The 15,452-nt window shown below is 64.6% G+C and carries 16 protein-coding genes and 1 pseudogene; 7 read left to right on the forward strand and 10 right to left on the reverse strand.

From position 1 onward, the window contains the following. Positions 1-3: 3 nt before the first annotated feature. Positions 4-1,215 (reverse strand): acetyl-CoA C-acetyltransferase, encoded by a 1,212-nt coding sequence (locus tag G6N15_RS04425; RefSeq protein WP_083087616.1) that lies wholly within the window; start codon positions 1,213-1,215, stop codon positions 4-6. Between the two features lie 111 nt (positions 1,216-1,326). Here G6N15_RS04425 and G6N15_RS04430 point away from each other — a divergent pair, with 111 nt between their 5' ends. Next, positions 1,327-2,526, forward strand: a complete 1,200-nt coding sequence (locus G6N15_RS04430; protein ID WP_083087615.1) for a pyridoxal phosphate-dependent aminotransferase — start codon at positions 1,327-1,329, stop codon at positions 2,524-2,526. On the opposite strand, the gene G6N15_RS04435 is transcribed toward G6N15_RS04430, so the two are convergent. From G6N15_RS04435 to G6N15_RS04450, 4 genes are read right to left on the reverse strand one after another with little or no spacing between them, the layout of a single operon-like run. Next, positions 2,501-2,959 carry an SRPBCC family protein gene (locus G6N15_RS04435; RefSeq protein ID WP_083087614.1) on the reverse strand — a complete coding sequence of 153 codons (459 nt, stop codon included), beginning with the start codon at positions 2,957-2,959 and terminating at the stop codon, positions 2,501-2,503. The genes G6N15_RS04430 and G6N15_RS04435 overlap by 26 nt on opposite strands. Positions 2,960-2,967: 8 nt before the next feature. Then, a complete protein-coding gene (locus tag G6N15_RS04440) occupies positions 2,968-3,423 on the reverse strand; it encodes an SRPBCC family protein (RefSeq protein WP_083087663.1) in 456 nt (151 codons plus the stop codon). A 47-nt stretch (positions 3,424-3,470) separates the two neighbouring features. Then, complete coding sequence (locus G6N15_RS04445) at positions 3,471-4,544, reverse strand: CaiB/BaiF CoA transferase family protein (protein WP_139797823.1); 1,074 nt, start codon at positions 4,542-4,544, stop codon at positions 3,471-3,473. Further along, a complete protein-coding gene (locus G6N15_RS04450) occupies positions 4,544-4,987 on the reverse strand; it encodes an SRPBCC family protein (RefSeq protein WP_083087613.1) in 444 nt (147 codons plus the stop codon). The genes G6N15_RS04445 and G6N15_RS04450 overlap by 1 nt, the downstream gene beginning before the upstream one ends. Positions 4,988-5,052: 65 nt before the next feature. Here G6N15_RS04450 and G6N15_RS04455 point away from each other — a divergent pair, with 65 nt between their 5' ends. After that, on the forward strand, positions 5,053-6,732 hold the full coding sequence (locus G6N15_RS04455) for an alpha-keto acid decarboxylase family protein (protein WP_179961779.1): 1,680 nt from the start codon (positions 5,053-5,055) through the stop codon (positions 6,730-6,732). Positions 6,733-6,816: 84 nt separating this feature from the next. Here the strand turns inward: G6N15_RS04455 and G6N15_RS04460 are convergent, their stop codons facing one another. Genes G6N15_RS04460 through G6N15_RS04480 form a run of 5 tightly spaced genes read right to left on the reverse strand, consistent with a single transcriptional unit; the run spans position 6,817 to position 11,830 of the window. Continuing rightward, entirely contained in the window at positions 6,817-7,002 is a 186-nt protein-coding gene (locus G6N15_RS04460) for a (2Fe-2S)-binding protein (RefSeq protein WP_083087611.1), read from the reverse strand. Between the two features lie 12 nt (positions 7,003-7,014). Beyond that, positions 7,015-7,644 (reverse strand): type 2 periplasmic-binding domain-containing protein, encoded by a 630-nt coding sequence (locus tag G6N15_RS04465; protein WP_083087610.1) that lies wholly within the window; start codon positions 7,642-7,644, stop codon positions 7,015-7,017. Then, complete coding sequence (locus tag G6N15_RS04470; protein ID WP_083087609.1) at positions 7,641-9,068, reverse strand: FadD3 family acyl-CoA ligase; 1,428 nt, start codon at positions 9,066-9,068, stop codon at positions 7,641-7,643. The genes G6N15_RS04465 and G6N15_RS04470 overlap by 4 nt, the downstream gene beginning before the upstream one ends. A gap of 10 nt (positions 9,069-9,078) precedes the next feature. Further along, the gene (locus G6N15_RS04475) at positions 9,079-10,260 is read right to left on the reverse strand and encodes an amidohydrolase family protein (RefSeq protein ID WP_083087608.1); all 1,182 of its coding nucleotides are present in this window, start codon (positions 10,258-10,260) and stop codon (positions 9,079-9,081) included. A 13-nt stretch (positions 10,261-10,273) separates the two neighbouring features. After that, positions 10,274-11,830 (reverse strand): AMP-binding protein, encoded by a 1,557-nt coding sequence (locus G6N15_RS04480; RefSeq protein WP_083087607.1) that lies wholly within the window; start codon positions 11,828-11,830, stop codon positions 10,274-10,276. A 92-nt stretch (positions 11,831-11,922) separates the two neighbouring features. Between G6N15_RS04480 and G6N15_RS04485 the strand changes: the two genes are divergently transcribed. The 5 genes and pseudogenes from G6N15_RS04485 (at position 11,923) to G6N15_RS23090 (ending at position 15,358) form a co-directional block, all read left to right on the forward strand. After that, positions 11,923-12,648 (forward strand): enoyl-CoA hydratase/isomerase family protein, encoded by a 726-nt coding sequence (locus G6N15_RS04485; protein ID WP_083087606.1) that lies wholly within the window; start codon positions 11,923-11,925, stop codon positions 12,646-12,648. 206 nt (positions 12,649-12,854) lie between these two features. Further along, on the forward strand, positions 12,855-13,943 hold the full coding sequence (locus G6N15_RS04490; RefSeq protein ID WP_083087605.1) for an NAD(P)H-dependent amine dehydrogenase family protein: 1,089 nt from the start codon (positions 12,855-12,857) through the stop codon (positions 13,941-13,943). Then, complete coding sequence (locus tag G6N15_RS04495) at positions 13,940-14,596, forward strand: TetR/AcrR family transcriptional regulator (protein WP_232070346.1); 657 nt, start codon at positions 13,940-13,942, stop codon at positions 14,594-14,596. Before G6N15_RS04490 ends, G6N15_RS04495 begins: the two co-directional genes overlap by 4 nt. Positions 14,597-14,612: 16 nt before the next feature. Continuing rightward, a pseudogene (locus G6N15_RS23725) lies at positions 14,613-15,066 on the forward strand (nuclear transport factor 2 family protein). Positions 15,067-15,106: 40 nt separating this feature from the next. Continuing rightward, positions 15,107-15,358: a VOC family protein gene (locus tag G6N15_RS23090; RefSeq protein ID WP_232070348.1), complete on the forward strand. Its 252-nt coding sequence runs from the start codon at positions 15,107-15,109 to the stop codon at positions 15,356-15,358. The last annotated feature ends 94 nt before the right edge of the window (positions 15,359-15,452 follow it).

Consider the following 15,452-nt stretch of genomic DNA (forward strand, 5'->3'; position numbering starts at 1 on the left):
CCGTTAAACCCTCTCGATGATGGTGGCGACACCCATGCCGCCGCCGATGCACAGTGTGACCAGAGCGCGCCGGGCGTTGCGGCGCTCCAGCTCGTCGACCATGGTGCCGAGGATCATCGCACCGGTGGCACCGAGCGGGTGGCCCATCGCGATCGCACCGCCGTTGACGTTGAGCTTCTCGTCGGGAATGTTGAGGTCCTTCTGGAACTTCAGCACCACCGACGCGAACGCCTCGTTCAGCTCGAACAGGTCGATGTCGTCGATCGTCAGGCCGGCGCGGTCCAGCACCTTGCGCGTGGCCGGCGTCGGGCCGGTCAGCATGATCGTCGGCTCGGCGCCGCTGGTGGCGGTGGCCACGATGCGCGCCCGCGGGGTCATGCCCTGCGACTTGCCCGCGGCCTCGGATCCGATCAGCACCAGGGCGGCGCCGTCGACGATGCCGGAGCTGTTGCCGCCGGTGTGGACGTGGTTGATCTTCTCCACCCAGTGGTACTTCTGCAGCGCCACGTCGTCGAAGCCACCCAGCGCTGCCACCGTTTCGAAGGCGGGCTTGAGTTTGGCCAAACCTTCCATCGTGGTGTCGGGCCGCATGTGCTCGTCGTGGTCGAGGATCAGCAGGCCGTTCTGGTCGTGGACCGGCACCACAGACTTGGCGAAGTAGCCGCCCGACCATGCCGCGGCGGCGCGCTCCTGGCTGCGCAGCGCGTAGGCGTCGACGTCCTCACGGGAGAAACCCTCGAGCGTGGCGATCAGGTCAGCGCCGATGCCCTGCGGCACAAAGCCCAAGTCGTAGTTGGTGGCCGGATCCAGCGCCCACGCGCCGCCGTCGGAGCCCATCGGCACCCGGCTCATCGACTCCACGCCCCCGGCCAGCACCAGGTCGTCCCACCCGGAGCGCACCTTTTGCGCGGCAGTGTTCACCGCCTCCAGGCCGGACGCGCAGAACCGGTTGAGCTGCACCCCGCCGGTGGTGTCGGGCAGGCCCGCAGCCAGCACCGCGGTGCGGGCGATGTCGCCGCCCTGATCGCCGACCGGCGACACCACGCCCAAGATCACGTCGCTGATCAGCGTCTCGTCGAGGTCGGGGAAGCGGTTGCGCAGCTCTTTGACCAGGCCGACGACCAGGTCGAGCGGCTTGACCTCGTGCAGCGATCCGTTCTTCTGCTTGCCGCGCGGCGTGCGGATGGCCTCATAGATAAAGGCTTCTTCGGACATGGCTGATCCCCTTGGTTTCGGATAGTCCTGTGTCCGCCACCCTAACAGCAGCCCCGATCAACCTGTTGGTTGGTACAGCGGCGACCGGCAAGCGCCCTAGGCTCAACACCCATGACAGTGTCGCGACTGCAGCCGTACGCGACCACGGTGTTCGCCGAGATGTCGGCGCTGGCCGCGCGCGTCGGCGCGGTCAACCTCGGTCAGGGCTTTCCCGACGAGGACGGCCCACCCGGGATGCTGAAAGCCGCGCAGGACGCGATCGCCCACGGCGTCAACCAGTACCCGCCTGGCATTGGCATATCGGAGCTGCGGCAGGCCATCGCCGCGCAGCGCAGACGGCACTTCGGCATCGATTACGACCCAGACACCGAGGTGCTGGTGACGGTCGGCGCGACCGAGGCAATCGCTGGGGCGGTGCTCGGACTGGTTGAGCCCGGCGACGAGGTGATCCTGCTGCAGCCGTTCTATGACTCGTACTCGCCGGTGGTGGCGATGGCCGGCGCGCCGCGGGTGATTGTGCCGCTGGTGCCCGATGGCCGCGGCTTCGCGCTCGACGCCGACGCGCTCCGGCGCGCAGTGACGCCGCGCACCAAAGCGTTGATCGTCAACTCGCCGCACAACCCGACCGGCATGGTGTTCTCCGAAAACGAGGTAGCCGCCATCGCGGAGATCGCCAACAACGCGGACCTCTTGGTCGTCTCCGACGAGGTCTACGAGCACCTGGTGTATGACGGGCGCCGTCATCTGCCACCGGCCACCTACCCAGGCATGGCCGAGCGCACGATCACTATCTCCAGCGCTGCCAAGATGTTCAACTGCACCGGCTGGAAGATCGGATGGGCCTGCGGCCCAGCAAAACTCGTCGCCGGAGTGCGGGCGGCCAAGCAATACCTGAGCTACGTCGGCGGCGCTCCGTTCCAGCCGGCGGTTGCCCATGCGCTCAACAGCGAAGAGGCCTGGGTGGCCCGCCTGCGCACCTCCCTACAGCAACGGCGTGACCGGCTGGCGAACGCACTGGCCGAGATCGGCTTCGAGGTCCACGACAGCTCGGGCACCTACTTTCTGTGCGCCGACCCCCGCCCGCTGGGCTACGACGACAGCTCCGCATTCTGCGCGGCACTACCGGTGAAGCTCGGCGTGGCCGCGATCCCGATGTCGGCGTTCTGCGACCCCGCCGCCGAACACGCGCGGCTCTGGAATCACTTGGTGCGGTTCACTTTCGCCAAACACGACGACACGCTCGACGAGGCGATCCGGCGGCTGACTGCGCTGCGCGACGGTCCGGCTATTGTCGCTGACGTGCGTCCTTAGTCTTACCCATGACCCGCTCGCGCAGGCCCTCGGTCGCCGTGCCCAAGACGATGTTGCTGGCCCGCTTGACCACGAACTCGGGAATCGGCCCCGACGGTTCGACGGTGATGTCGAAGCGCACCCGCGTCTTGTCGATGCCCTCCCGCTTGAGGGTGTACTCGACATGCTGGCCATGCTGCTGGAATGTCGATTCGGCATCCCACACCACCCAATCGGGACCCCAGTGGTATTCCAGGATTTCGTTGTCGACCATCCCAAAAATCTTGACGGTGGCCTTGACATGGTGGGGACGACCGTCGTCGTAGCGATCCAGTACTTCAACCTGTTTGTGCACCGCTGACCACGACGTCAACGTGCTGACATCGGCGAGCGCCTCCATGATCACATCCGGCGGCGCGTCAATAACGATTTCCCGCGATGCTTGTACTGCCACCTCGCCACCTACTTCGACCGCTCGGCGCCGAGACCACCCATGACGCGGCTGCGCAGTCCCTCTGTCGCGACATGCAGCACGGCCTTTCGGGCTCGTTTGATCAGGAACTCGGGTATCGGCGCTGAGGGTTCGAGCGTGATGTCGAAGCGCACACGGGTCTTTTGGTCGCCTTCGCGGTGCAGCGTGTACTCGACATGCTGACCGTGCTGGTGAACGGTCTTCTCGGCATCCCACACCAGCCAGTCTGGGCCCCAGTTGTATTCGAGGAGTTCTTGGTCCACGATGCCGATCACCTTGACGGTGACCTCGACGTGGTGCGGCCGGCCGTCGGGATAGGTGTCGATGACTTCGGCTCGTTTGTGCACTGAGGACCACGACGGCACCGCGTCGACGTCGGCGAGCGCCTCCATGATCGCTTCCGGCGGCGCGTCGATGACAATTTCTCGGGATGCGCGTACGGCCACTACCATCAAGCTAGCAACGCGTTCGCCCTTCGACGGCGAATCTGCGCTTACCAACCGATTTCGTCCAGCGCCGTAATGGCCGCGGGAGGTGGCCCAACCGGCTCGGCCGGCGTGCGGGAGAACCGCGGCGCAGGCGCCGCCTGTTCGACGCCGTTGACGTTGATCACCGTCTCGCGTGCGGTCATATGCGGGTGGGCGGCGGCTTCGCTCCACGTCAACACCGGCGTCACACAGGCATCTGTGCCGGCGAAAATCTCCGTCCACTCGTCGCGCGTCTTGCGGGCGAAGCGTTCGGTGAAGACCTCGCGCATTCGTCCGTACCCGCCGATGTCCAACTGGCCCGGCACCTCGTCGGCGCTAAGCCCCAGACCACTCAGCAGCTCGGCGAAGAACTGCGGCTCGATAGCGCCGACGGCCATGTACTTGCCGTCGGCGGTCTCGTAGCAGCGGTAGAACGGGGCGCCGCCGTCGAGCAGGAACGATTCGCGTTCGTCGCGCAGTGCGCCGGTCGTCTTCATCGTCCACATCATCTGCGCGAGCATGCTGACGCCGTCGACCATCGCGGCGTCGATGACCTGACCCTTGCCCGAACGCTCCCGTTCATACAGTGCAGCGACGATGCCCAACAGCACCAGCATCGAACCGCCGCCGAAGTCGGCGACCAGGTTCAGCGGCGGCAGCGGCGGCCGGTCGCGATACCCCAGCGCGGACAGCACCCCGGTGACCGACAAGTAGTTGATGTCGTGGCCCGCAGTCGCCGCCAGTGGACCGTCCTGTCCCCAACCTGTGATGCGGGCGAAGACCAGCCGGGGATTGACCGACGCGCAGTCGTCGGGGCCGATTCCGAGTCGCTCGCAGGTGCCCGGCCGAAAGCAGTCCAGCAGCACGTCGGCCTTGGCGGCCAACCGCAGCAGCGCCTGCGGCTGCTCCTTAACGTCCAGGTCGACGATGCGTTTACCGCGATGCAGCAAGTCGCGGTCCTCGGGCGGCATGGTGAGCCCGCCAGGTCGGCGCACCCGCACGACATCGGCGCCCAGGTCGGCGAGCACCATTCCGGTATGCGGTCCGGGCCCGATGCCGCCGAGTTCGATGACCTTCACTCCCGCCAAAGGTCCGGTCACTAACGACCCTTCTTCACGCTCAGCACCCGCTTGCGCAATCCCTCGGTCGAGGTGTCCATCACCCCTTTGATGGTCCGTTTGAGCAGGAACCCGGGCAGCGGCACCATCGGGTCGATGGTGATGTCGAACTTCACCCGGGTCTTGTCGCCCTCCGGTGTCAGGGTGTAGACGGCGTCCTGCGCGCGCTGTTGATTGGCGCTCACCAGCGTCCAGCTCACCGTGTTGTCGCCCCAGGTGTAGGCCACCACTTGCTCGTCGGTGATGCCGGCGGCCTTCACTTTCATCCGCGCGACCTTGGGCCGGCCGTCGTCCCCCCTTTCGACCACTTCGGCGCTCTGATGCGCCGACGACCACTCGGTCAGGGACTCCAGGTCGGCGATCACGTCGAGGATCTCCTCGGGGCTTGCTTCGATGACGACTTCGCGAGTTTCCTTGATTGGCATGGCCCGCACGATAGCCAGCCGCGGCAGTCCCGGGGGTGTTTTCGGCCGAGGGTAGCGTCGTAGTCGTGACTGGTGCCGAAGTTTCCTACACCGTCGGTGACTATCTGCTCGATCGGCTCGCCGAACTCGGTATCTCGGAAATCTTCGGTGTACCCGGCGACTACAACCTGGAATTCCTCGACCACATCGTCGCCCATCCCGATGTTCGCTGGGTGGGCAACGCCAACGAGCTGAACGCCGGCTATGCCGCCGACGGTTACGGGCGGCTGCGCGGAATGTCTGCTGTGGTCACCACATTCGGAGTTGGTGAGCTCTCGGCAGCCAACGCGATCGCCGGTAGCTACGCCGAGCACGTACCCGTGGTGCACATCGTCGGCGGTCCTTCCAAAGACGCTCAGGGCACGCGTCGGGCGCTGCACCATTCGCTCGGCGACGGCGACTTCGAGCACTTCCTGCGGATCAGTCGCGAAATCACCTGCGCCCAAACAGCACTCATGCCGGCGACAGCGACCAGAGAGATCGACCGGGTGCTGTCGGAAGTGCGGGAACAAAAGCAGCCGGGATATATCTTGATGGCTACTGATGTGGCGCGCTTTCCGGCCGAACCGCCTGCGGCGCCTTTGCCTCGCTATACCGGCGGCACCAGCCCGCGGGCGCTATCGCTCTTCATCGAGGCCGCGACCAAACTGATCGCCGATCACCAAGTCACCGTGCTGGCGGACTACCTCGTCCATCGCCTGGATGCAATACCCCAACTCGAGGCGTTGCTGGCGGCCGACGTGGTGCCGCACGCCACCTTGATGTGGGGCAAAAGCCTGGTCGACGAGAGCGCACCCAACTTCCTCGGCATCTACGTGGGCGCAGCCAGCGCCGGGCCGGTGCGCCGCGCGATCGAGGAAGCGCCGGTGCTGGTGACGGTCGGTGTGGTGTTCACCGACATGGTCAGCAGCTTCTTCAGCCAGCGCATCAACCCGGCCCGGACCATCGACGTCGGCGTGGACCAGAGCACCGTGGCGGGCCAGGTGTTCGCGCCGCTGGAAATGTCGGCCGCACTGGAAGCGCTGGCCGCGATTGTCGCCCAGCGCGGAATCACGTCTGCGCCGGTCGCTCGGGCATCGGACGACGGCCCTGTGGAGGTTCCGTCGCGAGAGCAACCGCTGACTCAGAAAACCTTGTGGGACAGGCTTTCCGCCGCGTTGACCCCAGGAAACGTGGTGCTCGCCGATCAGGGCACATCGTTTTACGGGATGGCATGCCACCGGCTTCCTCACGGTGTCACGTTCATCGGCCAACCACTGTGGGGATCGATCGGCTACACGCTGCCGGCGGCACTCGGGGCCGGCCTGGCCCATCGGGATCGCCGCACAGTGCTGCTGATCGGTGATGGCGCCGCCCAGTTGACCGTCCAGGAGCTGGGCGTCTTCTCCCGTGAAGGTCTCACTCCTGTCATCGTGGTGGTCAACAACGACGGCTACACAGTCGAACGGGCGATACACGGAAAAACCGCCTGCTACAACGACATTGTCAGCTGGAAGTGGGCCGACGTGCCACGAGCGCTCGGGGTGATGAACCATCTCGTGTTTCGGGCGCAGACCTACGGCGAGCTCGACGACGCCTTCACCGCCGCTGCCGAGCATCAGGACCGGATGGTGTTCGTCGAAGTCGTCGTCCCCCGCTTCGACATCCCTGACCTACTCGCTGAACTCGCCCGGCCCACCTCTCCGGACGGCAGTGCCCGCCGATAACGCCCGGTTGCTCTGGCGAGCAGACGCAAAAGCCCCCTTTTCGAGGCCGAATCCGGGGATTTTGCGTCTGCTCGCCCTGAGAAATTAGCGTTGGCGCACTTCGCGTTCGGTGCGCGAGGACGTGATGATCGCGCGCACGGTACGTCGACACCGGCCACACTCCGCGCCCGCGCCACATGCCTCGGCGACTTTCTTGGTGCTCGACGCGCCGTTCGCGACCGCATCGGCCACCGTATGGCTGGTGACACCGTTGCACAGGCACACATACATCGGTTGACCCGATCAGTGCGTGTCATCGATGCGCATCATGTGAAGAAACCGGCCGATGAAGATCGGCGGATAGGCTCCCCTGCCCACACCGTCCATCCACTCCGCTGCCGCATCCGGATGGTCGATCCAGCGTCGCGCATTGGTATCGTTGTCGATCTGCTGGAGGATCATCACCTCACGCGGATCATCGAAAGCCCGGTAGATCCAGGTCTTTTCGACACCGGCGGCCTTGAACCTGTCGAGTGCGGCATGGACTTGCTCAACCAAGGTCGAGACATCTGCCACCGACGTCATCGCGGCAAGAATGACGCTCGGAGGCTCAGCCGGCGACGACTGGATCAATTCGATTCGTTCGACCGTCTCACCCGCGAACACTGCTGGAATGTCTGTGACGCCGACAGCGTCGAACCAGTCGAAGAACACCCGCGAGCGCAGCAGGTCGACGATCGGCTCGCGATTGCGAACGCCGATAGTCACCAAGACACGGCCGTATTCAACGGTCGACGCGTACACCACCACGTGGCGGGCGCCGATTTCGGTCAGCGCCGACTTGCGGCGCTGAAGCAGAGGCCACACCCGCGTTGGATCGGGGACGCGGTAGTCCGAGGCGATCACCATGGACTGCAGGTCGACGGAGTTCACCGGAGCTGGTCCTTCATCACCTTCCCGGCGGCGTTCAGCGGCAGTTCGTCGACGAATTCGACGTATCGCGGAACCTTGAATCCCGCCATCCGCTGCCGGCACCAGGTGAGCAAATCGTCGTGCGACAGGGCATCTTCCAGCACCACGAAAGCCTTACCGACCTCGCCGAGCCGCTCGTCGGCAACGCCGATCACCGCTGCTTGCGCCACCGCGGGATGCTCGAGCAAGAAGCCCTCGATCTCCGCCGGATAGGCGTTGAATCCGCCCACGATGAACATGTCCTTCTTGCGTCCGTCGATACGCAGCCGGCCAGCCGAATCCAGGCTACCCAGATCACCGGTGTGCAGCCAGCCGTCGTTGTCGATCGCCTCGGCGGTGGCCGCCGGGTCGTCGAGGTAGCCCTGCATGACGCTGTAACCACGGACCAGGACTTCACCATCGTCGGCAATGCGCACCTCGATCCCGTCGCAGGGTGTGCCTGCGGTGGTCGCGATGTCCTCAAACGAGTCGCCGCGGCGCGAGGCGGTGACCGTTCCGGCTTCGGTCAAACCGTAGCCGGTCATGATCGACTGGAACGGCAGCTCACTGCGCACCCTCCGAACCAGTTCCACGGGGATGTCCGCCGCTCCAGTCACTGCTGCCCGCAATGACGACATATCGCTCTTGCCTTGCGCCGCCAGCAGCGAGTGGTACAGCGTCGGAGGCCCGGGCAGCATGGTAATGCGTTCGCGCTCAATCAGTTCCAGTACTCGGTTGATCTCGAAGACTGCTACAGGGATCATGGTGGCGCCCCGAATCAGCGATGCGATGCAGCCTGCTCTGTACCCGAACGTGTGAAAGAACGGGTTGATCATCAGATAGCGGTCGCCTTCGCGCAAGTCGGCCAGGTCGCACCAGTCCGCGTAATTCCGCAGGGTTTGCGCATGGTTCATCATGACGCCCTTGGGCCGTCCGGTGGTGCCCGAGGTATAGAGGATATCGGCGATGTCGTCCGCGCTGACCGCGCGCTCGAACGGTGATCCGCTGGCGAGGAAGTCTGACTTCAAGTCGATCGCCGGCACATCGGCGGGGACCGCGAAATCTTGGCCCAGGAAACCCTTTGCGACAAGCACGGCTTTGACCCTGCTGCGGCAGATGATGTCTGCGGCCTCAGCGGTCTTGAACCGGGTATTGACGGGGACCAGCACACCACCGGCGGTCAGCAGGCCGAAAGCCGCGATGATCCATTCAGCACAGTTGGGCGCCCAGATGGCCACCCGTTCGCCCTTCTCGATGCCGATACCTGCGAAAGCTCCCGCGGCGCAGCGGATCCGATCGATCAGCTGGGCAAAGCTAAGCCGCAGCGAACCGTCAACGACCGCTTCGGCATCTCCGAAGCGGTCCGCCGCACTCAAGACCATCTCCGGGATGGTCGCCCATTTCATGCCGAGATCGTCACACCGAAACGAGTCGAGACAGGTTGCCGCCCATGATCTTCGCTTGATCCTCGACAGGCAAGTGCTGCAACGCATCCGCGTAGTGCCGCGGCTGGGCCAGCCCCTCCGGGTGCGGGTAGTCCGAGCCGTAGAGCACCCGGTCCACACCAATCAGGTCGATCAGCCGGTCGATGCCGTCCTCATAGAAGGGACTGATGTGGATGCGGTTCTTGATCTCTTCGACCGGGTCACCCCCGGGGAAGCTTTCCGGGGTCTTCTTGTACACGTCGGCCAGTTGGTCCAGCAACGGGAACAGCCATTTCGACCCGGCTTCGATGACTGCAACCTTCAACTGCGGAATTCGGTACAGCGCACCGTGAATCACCCAGGAAGCCACCGCATCCTGCACCGGCCGCCACTCGTTTACCATCGCGAACGCATTGGTCTGGAACGGCAGCATTTCCTTGTCGCTGCCGTCCCACTCGGCGGTGTAGCGGGCATAGCCGGAGTCCGACGAGTGCATGGCGACCAGCACGTCGTGCTCCACGCAACGTTGCCAGAACGGGTCGAACTCCGGCAACGCAAACGACCGTGGACCGCGATAGCCGGGCACCGGTGCCGGACGCACCAGGATCGCCCGCGCGCCGCGCGCCACCACCCACTCGAGCTCTTCGATCGCCTTCTCGACGATGGGCAGGCTCACCACCGGCACCGTGAAAATCCGGTTCTGGTAGTTGAATCCCCATACCTCGTCGAGCCACTGGTTCAGCGCGTGCACCACCACGTGGATGAGTTCGGGGTCGTCGCGCATGCGCTCCTCGACCAGGCTGGCCAGCGTCGGGAACATCAGCGAGCGGTCCACACCCAACTCGTTCATCAATTCCAGGCGCGGGCCGGGCTCGCGAAACGCCGGAATGGCGCGCATCGGCTCACCGAAAATCTCGCGCCGGGTCTTGCCTTCGGGGTTGCCGTTCTTGAAGTACTCCTCCATCGCTCCGGGGCGGGCGACCACCTCAAAGGTCGGGTTGGGAATGTAGTCGCTGATCACTCCGCGAATCGCGATCTTGGTCCGACCGTTGACCTGGACGTACTGGATCACGTCCTTGTACTTCTTGGGCAAGTACTTGGTCAGCGACTCCTGCGTCTCGTACAGGTGGTTGTCCGCGTCGAAGAGCGGGTACGACAGATCGGTCGTGGACATGAATCCTCCATTGCTATTTTGGAGAATGATATTCTCGCTTCGAGCATACCGCAATGCCCTTGCGCACTAACTGCTTCTGTACCTTGCCGCTTGCGGTGCGCGGGTAGTCGTCGACCTGGTGCAGTTCCTCGGGCCATTTCTGCCTGGCCACGCCCGTGCGCTGGAAGTGCTCGCGAATCTCCTCCAGAGTCGGCATGACGCAGCCGGGCCGGATCCGCAGCACCGCGGCGGCGTGCTCGCCGAGGCGGGCATCGGGCGCGCCAACCACCACCGCTTCCGCCACCGCCGGCATGGCCAAGAGAACTTCTTCGACCTCCAGGGCGCTGATGTTCTCCCCACCGCGGATGATGATGTCCGACTTGCGGTCAGTAATTGTGAGGTACCCGTCGTCGTCGAGAACGCCCACATCCCCGGTCCGGTACCAGCCGTCGTCGTCGAAGGCGCGTGCGGTCAACCCCTCGTCGGTGTAGCCCAGACACAGATCCGGTCCGCGGCTCAGGATTTCGCCGTCGTCGTCAAGCCGAATTTCCACCCCGGGCCGCGGCAATCCGTCGGTGAACAGCCGCTTCCGCGCTGGTGCGTCGTGCGGCGTCAGTGTGATCGAGGGGTGCTCGGTGCTGCCGTAGGACCGGAAGACATGGATGCCGTGTTCGGCCAGCCGCCGGGCGAACGCCGCGGGGATCGCCGCCCCGCCCAAGCCGGCGGTGCGCATGCTCTGCAGGTGTTCGTCGGTGAAGTCGGGGTGGTCGAGAAGGCTGGTGAAGAAGTAGGGCGGCCCGCCGCCGATTGCCAGACCGTCGCTTTTCATCAACTCGAGCACCCGGGCCGGATCCCAGGCGTCGCAGAGGTTGATGGCCGCGCCTTCGAGCACAGGAACCAGAAACGCGCTGAGCATGCCGATGAAGTGGCCGACCGGAGCTGCCGTCAGCTGCCGGCCGCGGTTCGGGGGATATCCCTCGAACAGTTGCCGAGTCTCGCAGCCCAGCGTCTGGTGACTGTGGACCACTCCCTTGGGGGCACTGGTCGTGCCGGAGGTGAAGGCGATGACCGCCGCCGCGGCGGGGTCGGTGGGGATGTTGCCGTCCAACGGTTCGGGCCCGAGCAAGTCGTCGAAGTCCTGGCCAACCACACCGACGATCGCCACGTCGTCCCACAGATCCTCCTGAAGTGACATCGGCCCGAACTCGGCGGTGACGAATACCCGCGGCTGCGCAGTAGACAGTATGTGCGCCAATTCTTTTCGACCGTAAAAGTGCACAATCGGCACCGCCACAGCGCCGAGGAATGCCGATGCCCAGAACACTGCGGCGGCTTCCATCCAGTTCGGCAACTGGAACGCCACCACGTCGCCCGGACCGACACCGCGAGCATGCCATCCGGCCGCAAGACGCCGGGCCACCAACTCGACGTCGCGGAAGGTTCCGGTCCACGACCGCACTTGGGAGTGGACGCGAAACTCAGTGTGTGGCGCGGCGCGCAGGCCACGCGCAAGCATCTGACCGAGCGTGTCTTGCGTCCACCAGCCCTCGCGCTGGTACCGCTCGACCAATTCGGCAGGGATGGTTCGCATAGATCGGACTCCAACCGACGAAAAGCACGGCAGTGGGGACATGCTATTCTCCGTACAGGAGAATGCCAATATCACCTAATGGAGTGCGGCACATGGTGGACGTGGAGTTCGACCAAGGGCTTGCCGTATTGACCATTGATCGCCCGCATGCCCGCAATGCCATCGCGCTCGAAACCATGGAGCAGTTGGAAAAGGCGCTCGATGCGGCTGAAGGAGCGAGCGCCTTGGTCATCACCGGGGCCGGCGACCGGGCCTTCGTCTCCGGCGGTGATCTCAAGGAACTCAGCAGCCTCAGATCCGAAGCCGATGCGGCAGCCATGGCGCGGCGCATGCGGACGATCTGCGATCGACTCGCCGGCTTTCCCGCCCCGGTGATCGCCGCGCTGAACGGTCATGCACTCGGCGGCGGGGCCGAGGTCGCAGTCGCCGCTGACATCCGAGTCGCTGCCGACGACATCAAGATCGGCTTCAATCAGGTGGCGCTGGAAATCATGCCGGCCTGGGGCGGCGCCGAGCGGCTGGCGGCATTGATCGGAAGGGGTAAGGCGCTCCTGCTCGCGGGAAGTGGCACTGTGCTTGACGCCGCGGAGGCCGCGCGGATCGGGTTGGTAGACGTGGTGTTGCCCCGGTCGTTGTTCGACGAGGGGTGGCGCTCGCTCGCCAGGTCGCTGGCGAACCGGCCGGCCGCTGAGATAAAGCGCGTAATCAGCGGCGTTTCGGCCGATGAAGCGATAGCATCCTTTGCCCGGCTGTGGGTTGCAGACGCACACTGGCAGGCCGCAGAGCGGGTGACGAAACGCAGCACCAACCCGCGGTGAAGACCCCACTATTCAGTTGAAAGGCAGGGGTTTCCGCTCCCGCGCGGAACCAGGCAGGAGCAACATAGGAACCCCACGTCCGGCTACTCCCCAAACCGCATAACGGAGCAATTGCAGGCGGATTGACAGTCACTCTCAACTCGCCATACGCTTCTGGTTAAGGAGTCGCTCGCGGTATTGTCCAGGTTCGAGTAGGACGGTGGTCGATGGAACCACGAAACACCAAGACCCTCAAAGTCATTCAATGGGCTACCGGTGGTGTCGGTAAGGCGGCGATCGAGGCCGTGCTCAATCATCCCGAACTCGAATTGGTCGGCTGCTGGGTCCACAGCGCCGATAAGGACGGCCGCGACGTCGGTGAGATCCTGGGTCGCGAGCCATTGGGCGTGAAGGCCACCTCGAACAAGGATGACGTCCTTGCGGTGGGCGCCGACTGCGTCGTGTACTCGCCGCTGATTCCCAACGACGACGAAGTGAAAACCATTCTGCGGTCGGGTAAGAACGTCGTCACACCGGTCGGTTGGGTGTACCCGGACCGAACCGATCCGCGGGTGCAAGCCATCGAGCAGGCCTGCCTCGACGGCGGTGTGACGTTGCATGGCTCAGGCATTCATCCCGGCGGGATCACCGAGAAGTTCCCCCTGATGATTTCAGCGTTGTCCGCGGCCATCACGCATGTGCGGGCCGAGGAGTTCTCCGACATCCGCACCTACAACGCACCCGACGTGGTGCGTCACATCATGGGCTTCGGCGCCACACCGGAGGAGGCTGCGCGCAGCCCGATGGCCAGCCTGCTGGAAGGGGGTTTCAAATCCTCGGCGTGGATGGTGGCCGACTATCTGGGATTCCGCGATCCGACGTTCTCCTCGACCCAGGAAGTCGCGGTGGCTACCGCACCGATCGACGCGGGCTTCCTCACCATCGAACCGGGCAGGGTGGCCGCCCGGCGCTTCCGCTGGCAAGCGCTCGTCGACGGCCAGCCCGTGATCACCGCCGCGGTGAACTGGCTGATGGGCGAGGAAAACTTGGAGCCGAATTGGAGTTTCGGGGAGCGCGGTGAGCGCTTCGAGATTCAGGTCACCGGCGACCCCGATGTCGAACTGATTGTCAAAGGCTTGCAACCGGAGTCGATCGCCGAGGGCCTGCGGCGAAACCCCGGTGTGGTAGCCACCGCCAATCACTGCGTGCACGCGATCCCGCATGCATGCGCCGCCGGGCCGGGGATCAAGACCTATCTCGATCTGCCTTTGATCGCCGGACGGCCCGCGCCCAAACTCGCCGGTGCCGTGCGGTGACCCGCGACCCCCATCCTCCCAAGCCCTCGTCGTTGCGAGACCGCCAGCGCGCCCAGATCCGCGCCGACATCCGGTTGGCGGCTTACCAACTGTTCGCCGCGCACGGTTTCGACAACGTCACCACCGAGCAGATCGCTGCTGCCGCAGGTGTTTCGCCGAGCACATTCTTCCGCCACGTCGCTAGCAAAGAAGAACTGCTCCTGGACCAGGTGCGGCGCGGCTGGGAGGCCATCGCGTCGCTGCTCGAACAGCGTCCTGGCGACGAATCACCCGACATGGCGCTGGCGCGCGCGATCGAAGCACGCACCAGCGCCTTTGAAGACAGCGAGACCGAAAAATGGCGCGCCGCCATCCTGGCCGCTCCCGGCCTGCTCGATAAGCTCACCATGGCTCCCGAGGACAAGAGGCGGTTGGTCAAACTCACCGCCACCCGCATGCGCACCGACCCCGAGCGTGACATTCGGCCCGCCTTGCTGGTCCACTTGGCTTTCGCCGCTGCTGATTTCGCGTTCCAGCAATGGGTGCGTGGCGGCACCGACGAGCATCAGCCGCTTCAAGTTCTGGTATCTGAGGCGCTGCAGGCCGTGATGCATCCCCGCTGGCAACCTCGGCGTGGCCGAACCGCGCGACCCAAAAAAAGCGTGCGTCGCTAGCTGATCGGAGAAGCAGATGGGTAAGTGGTCACGCGATGAAATCGAGCGCGCCTTTCGTGAGTACAGCAGGAGGTCGTCGAGATAGGAAAAATCTCGGACTGGGCGCGTTATGCAGACCTGTTCACCGAGGACGCCGTGTACCTGGAGCATGTATACGGAAAAATGCATGGCAGAGAACGAACCGCGAGTGGATCGGCTCGACGATGAGTGTCTTTCCTGGCTCCGAGATGCCGTTCTATCCAGCCGAGTGGTACACGATCGACGAAGATCGGGGCTGGGTCATCGGGAAAATTCTCAACCGCATGAAAGATCCCGGCGACGGCAGCATCCATCAGGCCTCGACCCTGACGGTACTGCACTACGCCGGCGACGGGTTGTGGAGTTACGAAGAAGACGCCTACAACCCGCTCAACTTCCTGGCGATGGTCCAGGAGTACACCAAGCGGTGCCGGGCCTTGGGCACCATTTGAAATCCTGGGGTTTTCGCATGTCTGCATCGCGGTGTCCGACATGGAGGCCTCCTTGCGGTTCTACCGTGACCTGCTCGGCCTCGACGTGTTCTTCGATCTGCAGCTGGAGGGCCCGTCGATGGAAGCGGTCACCGGAGATGTCGGTGCCCGCGGCAGGATGGTCGGCGGCATGCTCGGCGGCACCGTCGTGGAGCTTCTCGAGTTCGCACACCGCGGTTTGGAACCACAGCAGCACGACGCCAAGCTCGGTTATACGAACATCTCGTTGAGCGTCCGCGACTTGCCACGTTAGCTGCGATCACCGCCGCCGGCTTCCAGCCCGAACAGCAGCCGGTCGACATCGGCGGCGTGCGGATGTTGTTCGTGCGCGACCCCTGCGGCACCCC

It is taken from the genome of Mycobacterium noviomagense, assembly GCF_010731635.1.
In the GTDB taxonomy this organism is placed as follows: domain Bacteria; phylum Actinomycetota; class Actinomycetes; order Mycobacteriales; family Mycobacteriaceae; genus Mycobacterium; species Mycobacterium noviomagense.